Genomic DNA, 16213 nt, shown 5'->3' with positions numbered 1-16213 from the left:
CCCCTTCCCTCGGCTGAGCCGAGGGAAGGGGGCCTTCACGTACTTACGGAACGAAAACTCAGTCGTCGTCGTTCGAGCCGAGGGCCGTCTTCGAGACCTGCATGAGGAACTCGATGTTGGTCTTCGTCTTGCGCAGCCGCGAGATCAGCAGGTCGATGGCCTGCTGCGAGTCCAGCGCGTGCAGCACCCGGTGCAGCTTGTGGGTGACCGCGAGCTCGTCCGGCGAAAGCAGCAGGTCTTCCTTGCGGGTACCGGACGGGTTGATGTCCACCGCGGGGAACACGCGCCGCTCGGCGATCTTCCGGTCGAGCTTGAGGTCCGCGTTCGCGGTGCCCTTGAACTCTTCGAAGATGACCGTGTCACCGGTGGACCCGGTCTCGACCATCGTCGTGGCGAAGATCGTCAGCGAGCCGCCGTTCTCGATGTTGCGCGCCGCGCCGAGGAACCGCTTCGGCGGGAACAGCGCCGTCGAGTCGACACCACCGGAGAGGATCCGGCCGGACGCCGGGGCCGCGAGGTTGTACGCACGGCCCAGACGGGTGATCGAGTCGAGCAGGACGACGACGTCGTGGCCCATCTCGACCAGGCGCTTCGCCCGCTCGATGGCCAGCTCCGCGACCGAGGTGTGGTCGGACGGCGGGCGGTCGAAGGTCGAGGCGATGACCTCGCCCTTCACCGACCGCTGCATGTCGGTGACCTCTTCGGGACGCTCGTCCACGAGCACGACCATCAGGTGGCACTCGGGGTTGTTCGTCGAGATCGCGTTCGCGATGTCCTGCATGATCGTCGTCTTGCCCGCCTTCGGCGGCGACACGATCAGGGCACGCTGCCCCTTGCCGACCGGCATCACCAGGTCGATGACACGGGTCGTGAGCTTGTGCGGCTCGGTCTCGAGGCGCAGCCGCTCGTTCGGGTACAGCGGGGTCAGCTTGGTGAACTCGGGACGACGCTTGGACTCGTCCGGCTCCAGGCCGTTGATCGAGTCGACGCGCACCAGCGGGTTGAACTTCTGCCGCTGCTGCTCGCCGTCACGTGGCTGGCGCACGACACCGGTGATGGCGTCACCGCGGCGCAGGCCGTACTTGCGGACCAGCGAAAGCGAGACGTACACGTCGTTCGGCCCGGCGAGGTAGCCCGAGGTGCGCACGAACGCGTAGTTGTCGAGCACGTCCAGGATGCCCGCGACGGGCAGCAGGACGTCGTCCTCGCGGATCTCGGTGTCGGGCGAACCGCCCTGTTCGCGGCCACCGCCGGAACCCCGGCGGCGACGGTCGCGGAAGCGACGGCCGCGACGGCCGCCTTCCTCGTCGTCGTCGCCCTGCGGGCCCTGGCCCTGGCGCTGGCTGTTGTCCTGGCCGCCGCCCTGCTGGTTGCGCTGGCGGTTGTCCTGGCCGCGGCCGTCGCGGTTGCCCTGGCGGTTGCCGCCCTGGTCACCGCGGTCGCCGCGGTCACCGCGCTCGTTGCGCTCACGTTGCTGGCCGCCCTGCTCCGGCGAGCCAGCGGCACGGTTGGAGCCGCGGCGACGACGGCTGCGGCCGCCCTCTTCCTGCTGCGGCTGGCCGTCCTGCTGCCCGCTTTCCTGCTGCGCGGGCCGCTCGGCGGCGGGCGCGGAGCCGTTCTCCGAAACCTTCTCGGCCTTCTCCGCGCGAGGAGCCTCGGCCGGAGCCGCTTCGGCCTTCGGGGCCTCCTGCTTCGGGGCCTCGGTCTTGGGCGCTTCGGCCTTCGGGGCCTTGCGCGGTGCGTCGATCCCCTCGAGCGGAAGCGTTTCGCTCGCCGCGGCGGGGGTCTTGCGCTTGGTCTTGCCCTGGCGCTCGCGGATGGCCGCGATCAGATCGCCCTTGCGCATACCCGTCGTCTCGCCGATGCCAAGTTCCCCAGCGATCGAGCGCAGTTCGGCGACGGTCTTGCCGGTCAATCCGCCGACCGTGCGCTTGGGAGCGACGACGCCGTTCGACTCGGCGGCGCCACCTTCGACGTCGCTCAAAAGATCGGTGTTGCTCACAAATGTCCTTCCTGACCGATCCACGCCTCCAGGTGGATCAGCGGACCGCCGCTCGCGTCCGATTGCGAAACGGCGTAATTGGCCCCCGATACGGGCGATCAGCTCCTCGGCCGTGTTGAACACAGCTAGAAGGCCTCCAGCACAGGGATTTGCGTCCTCCAAACGGAGGAAGCGGAATTCGGCACCGCCGGAACCGGGAACCCGCCTGCGTCCATCCGCTACTCCCCGCTTGCCAGGCGGTGTACGGAACTGGCGGATCAACGAAGGATGCGGGCCAAGGATGACACTGGTCACCTGGACCGGCACCGGGTGCGGAAACGCACGGTGATCGAACGCCCCCGAGGGTAGACCGCGCCACGGTCCGGTGCAACAACCACCCCCCGCGTGGCGGGGCGGGGCTCCGGCATGTGACCGAGGCTTTACTGAGCCGCAACCTGAACGCCGCCCGGATCGATCGGCAGCTCGGTGACGTCGAAAGACGTAACGTCGACGCCGGCCGGGAGTATTCCCCCGGTGGTCAGCGCGAGCACCGTCGGACCTGCGCCGGAGATGGCCGCGGCCACCCCTTCGGCCCGCAGCGCGCGTACCAATTCGCTGCTCGCCGGGTACGCGGACGCCCGGTAATGCTGATGGAGCCGATCTTCGGTAGCGGAGAGCAACAGGTCCGGGCGTGCGGTCAGCGCGTGCACCGCGAGCGCCGCGCGACCGGCCGTGAACGCCGCGTCGGCGTGCGGGACCTGGGCGGGAAGCAGCCCGCGGGTGGCGTCGGTCGAGGACCGCAGCGCCGGGACGGCGACCACGGGCCGGATGTCGTGATGCGGCTGGAGCCGTTCGGCGCGGAACCGCTCGCCCTCGTTCCACGCCACCACGAAGCCGCCCAGCAGGCTCGCCGCGGCGTTGTCGGCGTGTCCCTCGAACCCGGCGGCCAGCTGCAGCGCGTCGTCGTCCAGGGGCTTCTCAGCCAGCGCGTACGCCGCCGCGACACCGGTCACCACGGCGGACGCGGACGAGCCGAGGCCGCGGGCGTGCGGGATGGCGTTGAAACAGCGCAGGTGCAGGCCGGGCGGCCGGAGACCGAGGTGCTCGCAACCACGCCGGAAGGCCCGCACGACCAGATGCGATTCGTCGGTCGGGACGTCGTCCACGCCGCCCGCGCCGACGTCGTTCACCTCGATCTTGAGCCCGGCGTCGGTGATCCGGAGTTCGACCCGGTCGTACAGCGCGAGCGCCAGGCCGAGCGCGTCGAACCCCGGGCCGAGGTTCGCCGAAGACGCCGGGACCTTGATCTTGAGCAGCGTCATCGCAGGTCCAGCGCGGCGGCGACGGCGGTCGGGTCGACGGCGAGCGGTTCGACCTCGACGTTGCCCTCCAGCGCCGTGGCCGGATCCTTCAGACCGTGTCCGGTGACGGTGCACACGACGGTCGAGCCCTTCGGCAGGCGGCCGTCGGCGGCCGTGGCGAGCAGGCCCGCGACGCTGGTCGCCGATGCGGGCTCGACGAACACGCCCTCCTTGCGGGCGAGCAGCCGGTACGCCTCGAGGATCTTCTCGTCGGTGATGGCCTCGAACAGGCCGGCGGAGGCGTTCTTCGCCTTCATCGCGCCGTCCCAGGAGGCGGGGCTGCCGATGCGGATCGCGGTCGCGATCGTGTCGGGATCGGCCACCGGCTCGCCGTGCACGAGCGGCGCGGCGCCGGCCGCCTGGAAACCGAACATCCGCGGGGTGTTCTTCACCACACCGTCGCCCGCGTACTCGGAATACCCGGCCCAGTAGGCGGTGATGTTGCCCGCGTTGCCGACCGGAAGGCAGTGGATGTCCGGGGCCCGGCCGAGCACGTCGCAGATCTCGAACGCGGCCGACTTCTGGCCGGCGATACGCACCGGGTTGACCGAGTTGACCAGGGTCACCGGGTAGTCGATCGCGGTTTTCTGCGCGAGTTCGAGGCAGTCGTCGAAGTTGCCGTCCACCTGCAGGATCCGCGCGCCGTGCAGGACGGCCTGGGCGAGTTTGCCCATCGCGATCTTGCCCTGCGGGACGAGGACGGCGCAGGTGAGCCCGGCTCGGGCCGCGTACGCCGCGGCCGAAGCCGACGTGTTGCCGGTGGAGGCGCAGATGACCGCCTGGAGCCCGCTGGCGAGCGCGTGCGTGATGGCCACGGTCATCCCGCGGTCCTTGAACGACCCGGTCGGGTTCGCCCCTTCGACCTTGAGGTAGACCTCGCAGCCGGTCAGCTCCGACAGATGCGGGGCGGGCAGCAGCGGGGTGTTGCCTTCGCCGAGCGTGATCACCTTCGCGCCGGAGGGGACCGGGATCCGGTCCGGATAAGCCTGGATGATCCCCGGCCACGGTTGGGAAATCACTGGTCTTCGCCTTCCACCCGCATCACACTGACGACCTGGTTCACCACATCGAGTTTGGCAATGTCGTCCACAGTGGACCGCAATGCCGCGTCCGGCGCCAGGTGGGTGACCACGACCAGGCTGGCCGTGTCGTTCGCGTCGCGCTGGCGCACGGCGGCGATGCTGACACCGTGCCCGGCGAACGCCTGGGCCACCTGGGCGAGGACGCCCGCTCGATCGGCCACGTCGAGACTGACGTGGTACCGCGTCGGCGTCTGGCCCATCGGCCTGACCGGGAGCGCGGCGTGCGCGGATTCGCGCGGGCCACGGCCGCCGACGACCCGGTTTCGAGCCACCGCGACGAGGTCGCCGAGCACGGCACTCGCGGTCGGCGCGCCACCGGCGCCCTGACCGTAGAACATGAGCTCACCGGCGGCGTCGGCCTCGACGTAGACGGCGTTGTACGCGCCGCCGACCCCGGCGAGCTGGTGGCCGCGCGGGATCATCACCGGATGCACGCGCGCCGAAACGGATTCGGTGCCGTCGTCGGCGGTGACGCGTTCGCAGATGGCGAGCAGTTTCACCGTGCGGCCCAGTACGTTCGCCGCGGCGAGATCCGACGCGGTGACGTCGGCGATGCCTTCGCGATGCACGTCGGACGCGGTCACCCTGGTGTGGAACGCGAGCGAGGCGAGGATCGCGGCCTTGGACGCCGCGTCGTAGCCGTCGACGTCGGCCGTCGGGTCCGCCTCGGCGTATCCGAGCCTGCTCGCCTCTTCGAGCGTTTCCGCGTAACCGGCGCCGGTGGAGTCCATCGCGGAGAGGATGTAGTTCGTGGTGCCGTTGACGATGCCCATCACGCGGGTGATGCGGTCGCCGGCCAGCGACTCGCGCAGCGGGCGCAGCAACGGGATCGCCCCGGCCACGGCCGCCTCGAAGTACAGGTCCACGCCTGCCGCGTCGGCGGCCTCGAACAGCTCCGCGGAATGCTCGGCCAGCAGCGCTTTGTTCGCCGTGACAACGGATTTCCCGGCCTTGAGCGCGTCGAGCAGCCACTGCCGCACCGGCTCGATACCGCCGACCAGCTCGACGACGACGTCGACGTCCGGGGAGGTCACGAGCTTCGTCACGTCGGAGGTCACCAGCTCCGGCGGCAGCTCGGGGTGCTTGTCGGGGCGCCGCACCGCGATACCCGCCAGCTCCACCCTGGCGCCCGCCCTGGCGGCGAGCTCTTCGGCCTGCTCGGTGAGCAGCCGGACCACCTCGCCACCGACCGTCCCACAGCCGAGCAGGGCGACCCTGATCACGCGTCCGTCCACTGTAGACACTTGCTAGACCTCCAGGCGCAGCATGTCGTCCGTCGTCTCCCGCCGCAGCAGCACGCGGGAGCTGCCGTTGCGCACGGCCACCACCGCGGGCCGCGGCTGCCGGTTGTACCCGCTGGCCATCGAGTAGCAGTACGCCCCGGTGGCCGCCACGGCGAGCAGGTCGCCGGGAGCAAGGGTGTCGGGGAGCCAGCAGTCACGGACGACGATGTCGCCGGACTCACAGTGTTTTCCCACGACCCGGGACAGCGCGGCGCCTGCCTGGCCGTCCCCGTCGTCGTCGGATGACCGCGATACGAGACGGCAGTCGTACACCGCGTCGTAGAGGGCGGTGCGGATGTTGTCGCTCATCCCGCCGTCGACGCTGACGTAGCGGCGCGCGGCCTTGTCGCCGAGCGAGACGTCCTTGATGGTGCCGACCTCGTACAGCGTGATCGTGCCGGGGCCGGCGATGGCGCGGCCGGGCTCGCCTGCGATCTTCGGCACCGGGAGGCCCGCGTACTCGCATTCCTTGCGGACGATCTCGCGGATCTGCGTGATCATCTGCGCGGGCGGCGGCGGGTTGTCCTTGTCGGTGTAGGCGATACCGAAACCACCGCCGAGGTCGACGATCGACAGCTGGTCGAGCAGATCGGAGCCGTGCTCCTTGGCGAGTTCGGCCAGCAGGCCGACCACGCGACGGGCCGCGACCTCGAAACCGTCGGCGTCGAAGATCTGCGAACCGATGTGGCTGTGCAGGCCGATCAGCTTGAGCGACGGCGCGTTGAGCACGCGGCGCACGGCCTCGGCCGCGTCACCGGAGGCCAGCGAGAAACCGAACTTCTGGTCCTCGTGCGCGGTCGCGATGAACTCGTGGGTGTGCGCCTCGACGCCGACGGTCACCCGGATGAGGACGTTCTGCACGACGTCGTGCCGGGCGGCGACGTCGGCCAGCCGCGCGATCTCGTAATAGGAGTCGACCACGACCGTGCCGACACCCGCTTCGACGGCGGCTTCCAGCTCGGACAGCGACTTGTTGTTGCCGTGGAAGGTGATCCGCTCGGCCGGGAAATTCGCGCGCTGCGCCACGGCGAGTTCGCCGCCGCTGCAGACGTCCAGGCTCAGTCCCTGCTCGGCCACCCAGCGGGCGATCTCGATGGACAGGAACGCCTTGGACGCGTAGTGCACGAGCGCCGGGTCGTCGAACGCCTCGGCGTAGTCGGCGCACCGGGACTTGAAATCGGCCTCGTCGACGACGAACAGCGGCGTGCCGTACTTCTCGGCGAGCTCGCGGACATCGACACCGGCGATGCGGACGACGCCGTCACCGCCGCGGAAAGTGTTGCGGGGCCAGACTTTCGGGTACAGCCTGTCGAGTTCTTCCGGACTCGACGGCGGGAAACCGGAGGCGTCGGCGTGAGGGTAGACGTCGGCGTGGCGGGGGCCCGCGGGGTGAGCCATTTGCTTTTACATCCGTTCCGGAGCAGAGACACCGAGCACGTTGAGGCCGTTCGCCAGCACCTGGCGGGCGGCCTGGCACAGCGCGAGCCGGGCGAACGTGAGGGGGGTGGCCTCCTCGTCGCCCTGGGGAAGAACACGGCCCACGGTGTAGAACTTGTGGTACGCGCCGGCGAGTTCTTCGAGGTACCGGGCGACGCGGTGCGGTTCGCGCAGCTGTGCGGCCCGGCGGAGGACGGTCGGGAATTCGCCGATCGTGCGGATCAGATCGCCCTCGGCGGGCAGCGTAAGCAGCCCGAAGTCGACAGCGCCATCCGATTTCAGGCCGAGGTCGGCGGCGTTGCGCTGCAACGAGGCCAGCCGCGCGTGGGCGTACTGGACGTAGTAGACCGGGTTGTCGTTGGAGTGCTTGCGAAGCAGGTCCAGGTCGATGTCCAAAGTGGAATCGACGGAGTAGCGGATCAGCTCGTAGCGGGCCGCGTCGACGCCGACGGTGCCGACGAGGTCCTCCATGGTGATCACGGTGCCGGCGCGTTTGCTCATCCGGACGGGTTTGCCCTCGGAGACGAGGTTGACCATCTGGCCGATCAGCACCTCGACGACGGCCGGGTCGTCACCGAAGGCGGCAGCCGCGGCCTTGAGCCGGGCGATGTAGCCGTGGTGGTCCGCGCCCAGCATGTAGATGCAGAGGTCGAAACCGCGCTTGCGCTTGTCCTGGAAGTAGGCGAGGTCACCGGCGATGTAGGCCGGGTTGCCGTCCTTCTTGATGACGACGCGGTCCTTGTCGTCGCCGTGCTCCTTGGACTTGAGCCACCAGGCGCCGTCTTCGAAGTACAGGTTCCCGGAGTCCTTCAGCTGCTGGACCGACGACGACACGGCGCCGGACTCGTGCAGCGAGTTCTCGTGGAAGTAGACGTCGAAATCGGTGCCGAAATCGTGCAGGCTCTGCTTGATCTCGCTGAACATCAGCTCGATGCCGACCCGGCGGAAGGTCTCGGCCCGCTCGTCGTCGGGCAGCGAGAGCGCGCTCGGCTCCTGGCGGATGACCTCGGCGGCGATGTCGTTGATGTAACCGCCCGCGTAGCCGTCCTCGGGGGCGGGCTCGCCCTTGGCGGCGGCGATCAGGGACCGGACGAAGCGGTCGATCTGCGCGCCGTGGTCGTTGAAGTAGTACTCCCGGGTGACCAGGCCGCCCTGCGCGGACAGCACGCGGCCCAGCGCGTCGCCCACCGCGGCCCACCGGGTGCCGCCGAGGTGGATGGGGCCGGTCGGGTTCGCCGAGACGAACTCCAGGTTGATCTTGACGCCCGCGAGCGCGTCACCGAGGCCGTACTTCTCCCCGGCGTCGAGCACCTGCTGGACGATCTGGCCCTGCGCGTCGGCGGCGAGCCGCAGGTTGAGGAAGCCCGGCCCGGCGACCTCGGCCGAGTCGATGCCGTCGGTGGCCGACAGCGCCTCGGCCAGCGCGTCGGCGAAGTCACGGGGCTTCATGCCCGCCTTCTTGGCCACCTGCAGCGCCAGGTTGGTCGCGTAATCGCCGTGCTCGGGATTGCGGGGACGCTCGATCGTCACCTTCTCCGGCAGCACGGAATCGTCGAGGCCGCGCGCGGTGAGAACCTGCACGGCGGAGTTACGGACCAGGTCGGCGAGAGCTGCGGGAGTCACTCGCGGAATTCTAGGTGTGACCTGGTCCGGGCTTCGCAGCGACCGCCGGAAGGTGTGAGCCAAGCCGGTGATCTTGCGACTGTTCACGGTGATCAGACGCGCGGTCTCTACACTGGCCCGCGCAGGGACCACCCCTTTCGGAGAACGCAGGAGCCATGGCTAACGGGACAACCAGAAAAAAGGGCGCGTCGTCGAAGAACGCCATGAAGGCCGCCCGTAGTTCCGTCGTGTCCAAGAAGGGCACGCCCTGGGGCACGATCATCGCCGTCGTCGCGATCGTCGTCCTGGCTGCCTCGGTGGTCACCTACTACATGGTCGCTTCGGCGCCCAAGCGCGATCAGAAGAGCCGCGAAGAGGCCGCGGCCGCCTTCGCCCCCTCTCAGCAGGACCCGGACCCGTCCAAGCGGATCCCCGGCGTGACCACGGCCACCTACGAGGGCTCCGTGCACGTCTCGGCCGCCGAGCGCGTCGCGTACGACAAGACCCCGCCCTTCGGCGGCCCGCACGACCAGGCCTGGGCCGCGTGCAACGGCGTCGTCTACGAGAAGGCCGTCCGCAACGAGAACATGGTCCACGGTCTCGAGCACGGCGCGGTCTGGATCGCCTACAACCCGGCGCAGATCACCGGCGAGGCGCTCGACCTGCTGAAGGTGCGTGTCGAGGGCAAGCCGTACATGGTCATGTCGCCGTACCCGAACCTGGACAAGCCGATCTCCGTGCAGTCCTGGGGCCACCAGTTGAAGCTGGACTCCGCCTCCGACGAGCGGATCGACCAGTTCGTCGCCGCGCTGCGCACCAACCCGTTCGGCGCGTACCCCGAGCGTGACGCCACCTGCGACGCGCAGATCGAGCCGGGCGACTTCGACCCGACCCCGCCGGGGCCGGACGCCAAGCCGATGGACTACAAGGGCAGCGCGGGCACACAGCCGGACCAGCCCGGCGCCGGCCAGCCGTCCGCGCCCGCGACCCAGCCCTCGGCGCCCGCGAGCAAGTAAGTGAGCCAAGTGGACCCCGATCTCCAGACCGTCGACGACACTGCTTCACGGTCGGCCAAGAGCCGATGGCTGGTGATCGGGGCCGCCCTGGTCGTCATGGTGATCCTCGGCTTCGGCCTCGGCGCGCTGACGACCAGGCTGATCGACTCCGAGCCGGAGCAGAAGACTCCAGGCGCGGGCTCGGTCGAGGTCGGCTTCGCGCAGGACATGTCGGTGCACCACCTCCAGGCCGTCACCATGGCCGGCTGGGCGCGGGACCACACGACCGATCCGGCGATCAAGACCCTCGCGTTCGACATCGAGCGCACGCAGACCGGCCAGGTCGGCCGGATGAAGGGCTGGCTCGGCCTGTGGGGCCAGCCCGAGCAGACGACCGGCGCCTACATGACCTGGATGACCGAGCCGTCCGGCCACGGCGGGCACGGCGGCGACATGAAACCGTCGAACGGCGCGCCGATGCCGGGGATGGCGACGTCGGCCGAACTCGCCAAACTGCGGTCGCTGACCGGTAAGGAGATGGACGTCTTCTTCCTCCAACTGATGCTGCGGCATCACGAAGGCGGGACGGCGATGGCGCAGTACGGCCACGACCACACGTCGATCGCGGACGTGAAGTCGCTGACGCAGAGCATGCTCGTTTCGCAGGGTGCGGAGATCACCCTGATGAAGGGCCTCCTCCAGGAACGCGGCGCCGCTCCCCTGCCCGCCTGACCCCTTACTTTCTTCGCGATTCGGGTCAGAGCCAGGTGCGTCTCAAGTACGTACCGCCGGGTGCGCGGATGGCGATGTCGCGTGACTGGATGGACGACACATGTGCTCAGAGGGACGACACGCGTGATCCGGCGGCCGACTCATGGCGGAGCCCGGCCGCGGGCGTGTCGTCCATCCAGTCACGTGTCATCGCCGGTCACGCCCGGTAGTTCGCTCTGCCAACTACCGCATTCAGAGGACGAAATGCGGGCTACCAGGAGAGTTCCCGGCAGCGTTGAGCGCACTGGGGCACTTCTATCTGCAGGGTCGCGTGCTCGATCGAGTAGCGGTTCGCCAGGAGGTTCTGCGCCTCGGTGAGCACCTCGGCCTGCTCGACGGTGGGCGCGATGGTGAGGTGCGCCGAAGCGACCTCCATCCCCGAAGTGAGCGTCCAGACGTGCAGGTCGTGGACGTCCTCGACGCCCTTCAGCCCGCCGAGTTCGGCCTGGATCCCGGCGACGTCGACCCCCTTGGGCGCGTGCTGGAACAGGATCCGCAGCGCGCGCCGGGCGAGGGCGTAGGTGCGCGGCAGGACGAACAGGCCGATCGCGACACCGATGATCGGGTCGGCGTAGCGCCAGCCGGTCAGCAGCGTGATCGCGCCGCTCAGCAGCACCCCGACGGAGCCGATCAGGTCGGCGAGGACTTCGAGGTACGCGCCCCGGACGTTGATGCTCTCCTCCGCGCCCTTGCGCAGGACCATGAAGGAGACGATGTTGGCGACGAGGCCCGCGGCGGCGGCCAGCAGGACGGGCAGGCCGGGCACGGCGGGCGGGTCGCTGATCCGGCCGATGGCCTCGACCAGGACGTAGCCCGCGACGCCGAACAACAGGATGGCGTTGCCCAGCGCCGCGAGCACTTCGGCGCGGTAGAAGCCGAACGTCCTGGTGAGCGTCGGGCCGCTGCGCCGGGCGAGCAGGATGGCCGCCAGCGCCATGCCGACGCCGAGGACGTCGGTGAACATGTGCGCGGCGTCGGAGATCAGCGCGAGCGAGCCGGTGGCGAACCCGACGACGAACTCCATGACCATGAAGCCGGCGCCGATGACCAGCGCGATCGTCAAGCTCTTCAGGTAGCGGCCTGACGCGCTCGACGGCGAGGCCGTCCCATGCCCGTGCCCGTGACCCATTGCTCCGCCTCTCGTGAAGTCGACAGGCCGAATATATTGTCACATGCGCATATGTGCAATACAGGTGAGCCTAAGTTCACCATGTCCTAAGCCACACAAGGAAGCCATCCCCCAGGAGGGCCTTCCCGAAACCTGGAACCACCACGCACCGCTACCGAAGCGACCGCAAGAACCCCCGCAACTGGCCGACGAAGGCCTCGGGCTGCTCGAACGCGGCGAAGTGGCCGCCCTTGGCCAGCACCTCGTACCAGCGAAGATCGGTGTAGCGCAGCTCCGCCCAGCGCCGGGACGGCCGGATGATCTCGCGCGGGAAGATCGAGATACCCGAAGGAACTTCAACGACCGAAACGTCCCGCTCCTTGCTCTCCCAGTAGATCCGCGCCGACGAAGCCGCCGTCGCGGTGAACCAGTAGACGGAGATCGCGTCGAGCATCCGGCGCCACGACAGTGCGGTCTCCGGCGAGCCGTCGTTGTCGGTCCACTCCCGGAACTTCTCGGCGATCCACGCCGCCTGCGCCGCCGGCGAGTCGGTGAGCCCGTAACCGAGCGTCTGCGGACGCGTGGCCTGCTGCTGCGCGTACGCCGACCCGACCGCACGGAATCGCGCGAGGTCGGCGATCGCCGCCTTCTCCTCCGCCGCCGGCTCCCCCAGCACGGCTTCGTCGTACGGGACGCCCGCCATGTTCACGTGGACACCGATCAGCCGCTCCGGGACGACCTTGGCGAGCATGTTCGTCACCCCGGCACCCCAGTCACCGCCCTGCGCGACGTACCGCTCGTAGCCGAGCCGCCCCATCAGCTCACCCCAGGCCCTGGCGATGCGTTCGACGTTCCACCCCGTCGACGACGGTTTGCCACTCCAGGCGAACCCCGGCAGCGACGGCGCCACGACATGGAACGCGTCCGCGGGATCGCCCCCGTGCGCGACGGGGTCGGTGAGCGGCCCGAGCACGTCGAGGAACTCCACGACCGATCCCGGCCAGCCGTGCGTGAGCACGAGCGGCGTCGCGTCCGGTTCCGGCGAGCGAACGTGCAGGAAGTGGATCCCGAGACCGTCCACAGTGGTCTTGAAACCCGGGAAAGCGTTGACCCGGGCGGCCAGTCCGAAGTCGTAGTCCTCGGCCCAGTACCGGCACAACTCCCGCGCGAAGTCCAGCGGGACACCCTGTTCCCAGTCGTCGACGGTGGCCGGCTCTGGCCAACGCGTCGCACGGAGCCGGGTGCGCAGGTCTTCGATGGCGGCTTCGGGGATCCGCACCTCGAACGGTTCGATCACCAGGTCCTCCCAGTTCGTCGGTGTCACCGACGTTACGCAGATCCGGCGAGCACCAGCCGGAAGGCCTGGTCAGAGGGGTCCAGAGCCGCTTCGTCGAGCACCACGCCGGTTAACGACCACCACTCGCGAGAGCCCGCGGGGACATGCGCTAAGCTTCCAACGTCGCTCAGGCGGCAACGCCCTCGTAGCTCAGGGGATAGAGCACTGCCCTCCGGAGGCAGGTGTCGCAGGTTCGAATCCTGCCGAGGGCACACGGATCGATCACGCAAACCGGCCTCTACCAGCGAAATCGCGGTAGGGGCCGATTCATTTGGGTCCCGGGCTCAGCATCCGGCGATGACCCGGATCCCGGCGATCAGGCGGTCGATGTGCTCGCACGTCGTGCCGATACCGATGCTCGCGCGCACCGCCGTCGGCGCGGTCGCGCCCGCCTGGTCCAGCAGCCGCCGGGTGAACGGGTGGGCGCAGAACAGGCCGTCGCGCACGCCGATGCCGAACTCCTCGGCCAGCCGGGTGGACACGGCGCGCGTCTCGACGCCGTCGACGGTGAACGACACGATGCCCAGCCTGTCCGGCCAGCCGCCGCCCAGGATCCGGACCGCGGGGATCGCCGCGAGGCCGTCGTGCAGCCGGGTCGTGAGGGCGTTCTCTTCGGCTCGGAGCACGTCCAGGTCCGCCGCCGCGAGGGCGTCGCACGCGGCCGCCAGCGCCACCGCGCCGATGACGTTCGGGGAGCCCGCCTCGTGACGCGCGGCGCCGGTCGCCCAGTCGACGTCGCCGGGTCTGTCTCCGACATGTGCCGTGGCCCCGCCACCGGAGAGGTACGGCCGCGCGCGGTCCAGCCAGTCGGCCCGGCCGGCGAGTACGCCGACGCCGAAGGGGGCGTACAGCTTGTGGCCGGAGAAGGCCAGGTAGTCGAGGCCGAGCGCGGCGACGTCGATCCGCCGGTGCGGCGCGAGCTGGGCGGCGTCGACCGCGATGCGGGCGCCGAAGCGGTGGGCGGTGGCGGCCAGTTCGGCGAGCGGCCAGACCTCACCGGTCACATTGGACGCGCCGGTGACGGCCAGCAACAGCGGGCGTCCAGAGGCCTGCGCGGCGAGCGCGGTCTCGGCGGCGGAAACCGCTACCACCGGCGAAGAAGGAGCCGGGAGGCGGACGACGTCGTTCCACGGCAAGAGGTTCGCGTGATGCTCGCCGTCGAACGTGACGACCACGGTGTCCGGCGGAACCGCGTGGGCCAGCAGGTTCAGCGCGTCGGTGGTGTTGCGGGTGAACACCACCTCGTCGTCGGCGCGACAGCCGAGAAACGTGGTGACGGACGTGCGGGCGAGTTCGTACTTTTCCGTGCACAGCCGGGAAAGCGCGCCCGCGCCCCGGTGCACGCTCGCGTAGAGCGGGAGCAGCTCTCCCACCACGTCGGCCACTTCGCGCAGGCAAGGCGCGCTGGCCGCGTAGTCCAGGTTGGCGTAGGCGATCTTCGTTCCGTCGGCCAGCCCCACCTTGACGTCGGAGCCCAGCACGCTCAGCGTGTTCCCACTCATCACGAAGCTCCTCCAAAGATCCATGGTGAGACGGCGATCGCGCAGCCGTTCCGGTCGAACCGCTCGGGATGACGCGAGACGAGGGCGCCGAGACCGCGCCGGACGGGTACCGCGATCGAGCCCAGCCCGCTTTCCCAGTCCGCCACCGGGCGGGTGCCCAGCGCCTTGGTGATCGCGTCCGGCAGGTCTTCCATCGGCGGCACGGGAATGTCCAGTTTCGAGCACAGTGTCTCGACGTCTTCGGTCACGATCGCGAGGAGCCCGTCGGCCGCGGCGAAGACACCGTCGACGGCGGCAGACGACGGCTCGCGCAGCAGCGCGTCGGCCGCGGCGAGCAGCGACGTCGTGACCGCGCCGCCGTGGCCGGTGCGCTGACGTGCCACCAGCGCGGCCAGTATCCCTTCCGCCGAAACGAATCCGCCCGCGATGTCCACCATGATCATCAACGTCGGTCGCGGCGGTTCGCCAGCGGGCGTCAGCGCGTCGGCCACCCCGGAGTAGGCCTGGACCATGTAGTCCGTACCGGCGGGCGGGTGCTTGCCCAGCGCGTCGCCCCAGCCGCATGCCGCCGCGTAGACCAGCCCGGGGTTCACGGCGTGCATCGCGGCCGCGTCCAGGCCTAGTTCGACGTCCTTGCCCGGCGCCCAGTTGTGGAGGAACACGTCGGCGTCGCAGATCAGGTCCATGACCTCCTCGCGGCCCGCGGCCGTTTTGAAGTCGATCTCGGCGATCCGCTTGCCGTCGTTGAGCACGCGGAACTTCGCCGAGCAGTCCCCCGCCATCGGCGGCATCCCCCGCAGCGGATCGCCGCCCGGCGGTTCGATCCGGGTGACGGTCGCGCCGAGCAGCGACAGCAGCCGGGTCGCCAGCGGGCCCTGCACCCGGCGGGTCGACTCGACGACGTGGATCCCGGCGAGCGGCAGACCGGTGCCGGCACCGGGGCCCGGCGGTGCCGCCCGCCCGGCCCGAAGTGTCCACGGTGGCAGACCCGCGTCCGGGTCGGCGCGCCGCTCGGCGACCGTCCGAACAGGACAGACGTGCATTCCGGTCGTGGCGGCGATCGCGCGGATCTTCTCGAACGAGGCGGACTCGGCAGCCTCGTGCAGCTCGCGCGGGAGCACCGCCGACGCGCGCTCGTAGCGGAGAAGGAACGGCCGCCAGCCATGGGCGATCGCGCGCTCCGGCGTCCCCAGCGAGGCCCAGAACCCTTGCCAGGCCTCGCCGCTGAAGGACTCGACCTCGAACGCGATCCCGTCGGCGGAGACGAACGGCGGCCGCGCCGTCGACGGCAGGTCTTCGTAGCTCTCGGGATCCTCGTCCGCGGTGGCCGCCGCGATGTACTGCCCGACCGCGAGCAACGCGACCCCGTCCGCGCCCAGCTCGACGCGAGACACGGGGTTTCCGCGCAGTTGAGCCAAAGTCGCGGCCAGCATGCCCTGGACGGTGGCGATCCCGGTGAGGATCGAAACGTAGTCGACACCCAGTGGCCGTGGCCGCGCCTCGGACCTTCCGTGCAGTGCCATGATCCCGCAGCCCGCCTGCACGAGGTTCTCCGAGAACGGCCCGCACAGGCGGGCCTCGACCGAGACACCCGGCCCGCTCAGGCCGAAGGCATCGGCCCGGCCGACGTCGGCCTCCAGCATCCGCAGCCGGTCGAGAACCGTCTCGGCGACCGGGCCGGATCCGGGGAGACGGGCTTGGAAACCCTTCAGCGGCGCGGAAAAGGACACGACGAACCTCCATGCTGGAACGGCC

Annotated in this window: 12 protein-coding genes and 1 tRNA gene; 3 read left to right on the top strand and 10 right to left on the bottom strand. The window is 69.9% G+C overall.

Features of this window, described 5'->3' with window-relative positions; genetic code table 11:
* Positions 1–58: 58 nt before the first annotated feature.
* The 6 genes from rho to argS form a co-directional block, all read right to left on the bottom strand.
* Complete coding sequence (gene rho / locus ACFWIW_RS38380) at positions 59–2002, bottom strand: transcription termination factor Rho (RefSeq protein WP_378372983.1); 1944 nt, start codon at positions 2000–2002, stop codon at positions 59–61.
* Between the two features lie 419 nt (positions 2003–2421).
* Positions 2422–3303: a homoserine kinase gene (gene thrB / locus ACFWIW_RS38375; RefSeq protein WP_378372982.1), complete on the bottom strand. Its 882-nt coding sequence runs from the start codon at positions 3301–3303 to the stop codon at positions 2422–2424.
* Positions 3300–4361, bottom strand: a complete 1062-nt coding sequence (gene thrC / locus ACFWIW_RS38370) for a threonine synthase (protein ID WP_378372981.1) — start codon at positions 4359–4361, stop codon at positions 3300–3302. The genes thrB and thrC overlap by 4 nt, the downstream gene beginning before the upstream one ends.
* Positions 4358–5668: a homoserine dehydrogenase gene (locus ACFWIW_RS38365; protein ID WP_240600054.1), complete on the bottom strand. Its 1311-nt coding sequence runs from the start codon at positions 5666–5668 to the stop codon at positions 4358–4360. The genes thrC and ACFWIW_RS38365 overlap by 4 nt, the downstream gene beginning before the upstream one ends.
* A 3-nt stretch (positions 5669–5671) precedes the next feature.
* The gene (gene lysA / locus ACFWIW_RS38360) at positions 5672–7105 is read right to left on the bottom strand and encodes a diaminopimelate decarboxylase (protein ID WP_378372980.1); all 1434 of its coding nucleotides are present in this window, start codon (positions 7103–7105) and stop codon (positions 5672–5674) included.
* A gap of 6 nt (positions 7106–7111) precedes the next feature.
* Positions 7112–8767 (bottom strand): arginine--tRNA ligase, encoded by a 1656-nt coding sequence (argS, locus tag ACFWIW_RS38355; protein WP_378372979.1) that lies wholly within the window; start codon positions 8765–8767, stop codon positions 7112–7114.
* A gap of 203 nt (positions 8768–8970) precedes the next feature.
* Here argS and ACFWIW_RS38350 point away from each other — a divergent pair, with 203 nt between their 5' ends.
* Positions 8971–9762 carry a DUF3105 domain-containing protein gene (locus ACFWIW_RS38350; RefSeq protein ID WP_378372984.1) on the top strand — a complete coding sequence of 264 codons (792 nt, stop codon included), beginning with the start codon at positions 8971–8973 and terminating at the stop codon, positions 9760–9762.
* 9 nt (positions 9763–9771) lie between these two features.
* The gene (locus ACFWIW_RS38345; protein ID WP_378372978.1) at positions 9772–10473 is read left to right on the top strand and encodes a DUF305 domain-containing protein; all 702 of its coding nucleotides are present in this window, start codon (positions 9772–9774) and stop codon (positions 10471–10473) included.
* A 250-nt stretch (positions 10474–10723) separates the two neighbouring features.
* Here ACFWIW_RS38345 and ACFWIW_RS38340 read toward each other — a convergent pair whose 3' ends face one another.
* Both ACFWIW_RS38340 and ACFWIW_RS38335 read right to left on the bottom strand, forming a co-directional pair.
* Positions 10724–11641, bottom strand: a complete 918-nt coding sequence (locus ACFWIW_RS38340; RefSeq protein WP_125689689.1) for a cation diffusion facilitator family transporter — start codon at positions 11639–11641, stop codon at positions 10724–10726.
* 151 nt (positions 11642–11792) lie between these two features.
* Positions 11793–12917 carry an epoxide hydrolase family protein gene (locus tag ACFWIW_RS38335; protein WP_378372977.1) on the bottom strand — a complete coding sequence of 375 codons (1125 nt, stop codon included), beginning with the start codon at positions 12915–12917 and terminating at the stop codon, positions 11793–11795.
* Positions 12918–13095: 178 nt separating this feature from the next.
* Between ACFWIW_RS38335 and ACFWIW_RS38330 the strand changes: the two genes are divergently transcribed.
* Positions 13096–13168: transfer RNA gene (locus ACFWIW_RS38330), tRNA-Arg, on the top strand.
* 72 nt (positions 13169–13240) lie between these two features.
* Here the strand turns inward: ACFWIW_RS38330 and ACFWIW_RS38325 are convergent.
* Both ACFWIW_RS38325 and ACFWIW_RS38320 read right to left on the bottom strand, forming a co-directional pair.
* The gene (locus tag ACFWIW_RS38325; protein ID WP_378372976.1) at positions 13241–14458 is read right to left on the bottom strand and encodes an aminotransferase class V-fold PLP-dependent enzyme; all 1218 of its coding nucleotides are present in this window, start codon (positions 14456–14458) and stop codon (positions 13241–13243) included.
* Positions 14458–16188, bottom strand: coding sequence for a CoA transferase (locus ACFWIW_RS38320; protein ID WP_378372975.1), 1731 nt, complete (start codon positions 16186–16188; stop codon positions 14458–14460). The genes ACFWIW_RS38325 and ACFWIW_RS38320 overlap by 1 nt, the downstream gene beginning before the upstream one ends.
* Positions 16189–16213 lie beyond the last annotated feature (25 nt).

Source organism: Amycolatopsis sp. NPDC058340, from assembly GCF_042723975.1.
In the GTDB taxonomy this organism is placed as follows: Bacteria; Actinomycetota; Actinomycetes; order Mycobacteriales; family Pseudonocardiaceae; genus Amycolatopsis.
Note: the sequence above shows the minus strand (reverse complement) of the source record. Positions and strands in the feature narration are given on the sequence as shown.